Origin of the sequence: Halomonas sp. 707D4, from assembly GCF_024158685.1 — a bacterium.
GTDB lineage: Bacteria > Pseudomonadota > Gammaproteobacteria > Pseudomonadales > Halomonadaceae > Vreelandella.
Genome location: NZ_JAMZBD010000402.1, coordinates 1 through 2,835, shown reverse-complemented (window position 1 = coordinate 2,835; position 2,835 = coordinate 1). Strand labels below are relative to the sequence as shown.

The window sequence follows — 2,835 nt, the reverse complement described above, 5'->3', positions numbered from 1 at the left end:
GCGAGGACCCGGCGAAGGTCGTCGAGCGCCTGGCCCACCAGCTCGCCAATCGCTTCATGCACCAGCCCACGCTCGCCTTGCGCGAGGCGGCCTCCCAGGAAAACCACGCACTTTTGAGCGCGGCGCCGCAGGTGCTGCTGCCCTCGAAGCCCGCGTTCGACAAGCCCGCGCCCACGGCGAAACGCCAGAAGGATGATACGCCCGCATGAAAGAGACGTTGCGCCAACGCCTAGACAGTTTTGCCGACCGCTACGAGGAGCTTGCGATGCTGCTCTCGGACCCGGATGTGATCAACGACCAGCAGCGCTTTCGCGACTACTCCCGCGAGTACGCCGAGCTCGAGGCGCTGGTCGCCGCCTGGCAGCGCTACCGCGAGATCGAGGAGAACATCGCCACCGCCGAAACCTTGAGTCACGACAGCGACCCGGAAATGCGCGAGCTGGCCGAGATGGAGATGGAGGAGGGCCGCGAGCAGCTCGCGGAGCTCGATACCGAACTCAAGCGGCTGCTGGTCCCCAAGGACCCGGACGACGGACGCGGCGTGTTCCTGGAAGTGCGCGCTGGCACCGGCGGCGACGAGGCGGCGATCTTCGCCGGCGACCTGTTTCGCATGTACTCCCGCTACGCGGAGAAGCGCGGCTGGCGGGTGGAAGTGGTCAGCGCGAGCCACGGCGAGCACGGCGGCTACAAGGAGGTGATCTCCCGGGTCAAGGGCGACGGCGTCTATGCAAGGCTCAAGTTCGAGTCCGGCGCCCACCGCGTGCAGCGCGTGCCCGCCACCGAATCCCAGGGGCGCATTCATACTTCCGCCTGCACCGTGGCGGTGATGCCCGAGGTCGAGGACGTGGGCGATATCGACATCAATCCGGCGGATCTGCGCGTGGACACCTACCGCTCCAGCGGCGCCGGCGGCCAGCACGTCAACACCACCGACTCGGCGATCCGCATCACCCACCTGCCCACCGGCGTGGTGGTGGAGTGCCAGGAGGAGCGCAGCCAGCACAAGAACCGTGCCAAGGCGATGTCGCTGCTCGCCGCCAAGCTCAAGCGCAACGCCGTGGATTCCCAGCGCCAGGAGCAGGCCGATGCGCGCCGCTCGCTGGTCGGCTCCGGTGATCGCAGCGAGCGCATCCGTACCTACAACTTTCCCCAAGGGCGCATCACCGACCATCGCATCAACCTGACGCTCTACAAGCTGGTCGACGTGATCAGCGGCGAGCAGCTCGACGACGTGGTGGAGCCTCTGATCCACGAGTACCAGGCCGAACAGCTCTCGGCGCTCCAGGACGCGTGATGAGCGTCGATGCGCTGCTGAAGGCCGCCGCCGGTCGCCTGGCCGCGGCGGGGTCGCCGACCCCGCGCCTGGACGCCGAGGTGCTGATGGGCCACGTGCTCGGGCGCGATCGCACCTGGCTCTACACCTGGGGCGACGCGCCTTGCCCGCCCTTCGAGCACGCCCGCTTCGACGCTCTGATAGCCGCCCGCGCCCAGGGCGAGCCGGTGGCCTACCTCACCGGCGAGCGCGAGTTCTGGGGGCTGCCCCTTGCCACCTCCCGGCATACGCTGATCCCGCGACCGGACACCGAGACCCTGGTGGAGGCGGCGCTCGCCCGCGCCCCGGCATCCGCCGGGCGGCTTCTCGACCTGGGCACCGGCACCGGCGCCATCGCGCTCGCCTTCGCCAGCGAACGCCCGGGCTGGCAGGTGACCGGGCTCGACCTTCGCGACGAGGCGGTCGCGCTTGCCCGGGCCAATGCCGCGCGCCTTCGCCTCAATAACGCCACGTTCCTGCAAAGCGACTGGTTCGCCGCCCTGGACGCCGGGGCGTGCTTCGAGCTCATCGTCAGCAACCCGCCCTACATAAGCGAGGACGACCCGCACCTCGCGCGTGGTGACGTGCGCTTCGAGCCGCGCTCGGCGCTGGTGGCGGCAGGCGACGGAATGGCGGATCTCGTGCATCTGATCGAAGGCGCCCGGGCGCACCTTTGCGCCCAAGGATGTCTGCTGCTCGAGCATGGCCATACCCAGGCCCAAAGGGTGCGGGCGGCGCTCGACCGGGCGGGGTATATTAACGTTGAAAGCCTGACCGACCTGCAGGGGCACGAACGCGTCACCCTGGGGCAGACGCGCGGCTAAGGGCGGGACAAGGGAGGCCACCATGAAACCCAAGAACCGAACGCTCGACCGGATCGATCTGCGCATCCTGCGCGCGCTCCAGGAGAATGCGCGCATCTCCTACGTGGATCTGGCCGCCCAGGTCGGGCTCTCCACCACGCCGTGCCTGGAGCGCGTCAAGCGCCTGGAGCGCGCCGGCGTCATCCGCGGCTACAAGGCGCTGCTCGACCCGCAGGCGCTCAAGGCGAACCTTCTGGTGTTCGTCGAGATCAGCCTCGAGACCCAGTCGCCGGCGGTATTCGACGAGTTTCGCCGCGCGGTGGAAACCCTGCCGCAGATCCAGGAGTGCCACCTGGTGTCTGGCCAGTTCGACTACATCCTCAAGTGCCGGATTCCCGAGATGTCCGCCTACCGCCAGCTGCTGGGCGACGTGGTGCTGACGCTGCCCGGCGTCAAGGAGTCCAAGAGCTACGTGGTGATGGAAGAGGTCAAGGAGAGCTTCAGCCTGCACGTGCCGGAGCTTTGCGAGTTCGAGGAGAAGTAGCCGATGATGGATGACCCGACGCTTTTGCGCTACAGCCGCCAGATCATGCTCGACGAGGTGGACATCGAGGGCCAGGAGCGCCTGCAGGCCGCCCACGCGCTGATCATCGGCGCCGGGGGGCTCGGCTCGCCGGCGGCGCTGTATCTGGCCGCCTCGGGCGTCGGACGCATCACCAT

General features: G+C 68.4%; 4 protein-coding genes and 1 pseudogene. All 5 read left to right on the top strand.

Features of this window, described 5'->3' with window-relative positions; genetic code table 11:
- Window positions 1-209: pseudogene (locus BIS11_RS14335) on the top strand (glutamyl-tRNA reductase); the annotation flags it as partial.
- A complete protein-coding gene (gene prfA, locus BIS11_RS14330) occupies window positions 206-1,294 on the top strand; it encodes a peptide chain release factor 1 (protein ID WP_253420803.1) in 1,089 nt (362 codons plus the stop codon). The pseudogene BIS11_RS14335 and the gene prfA, both read left to right, overlap by 4 nt.
- Window positions 1,294-2,136, top strand: a complete 843-nt coding sequence (gene prmC, locus BIS11_RS14325; protein WP_253420800.1) for a peptide chain release factor N(5)-glutamine methyltransferase — start codon at window positions 1,294-1,296, stop codon at window positions 2,134-2,136. Before prfA ends, prmC begins: the two co-directional genes overlap by 1 nt.
- Window positions 2,137-2,158: 22 nt before the next feature.
- Window positions 2,159-2,659: an Lrp/AsnC ligand binding domain-containing protein gene (locus BIS11_RS14320; RefSeq protein WP_253420797.1), complete on the top strand. Its 501-nt coding sequence runs from the start codon at window positions 2,159-2,161 to the stop codon at window positions 2,657-2,659.
- A 3-nt stretch (window positions 2,660-2,662) separates the two neighbouring features.
- Window positions 2,663-2,835: ThiF family adenylyltransferase (locus BIS11_RS14315; protein ID WP_253586374.1), on the top strand; the 173-nt coding region annotated here is incomplete at its 3' end.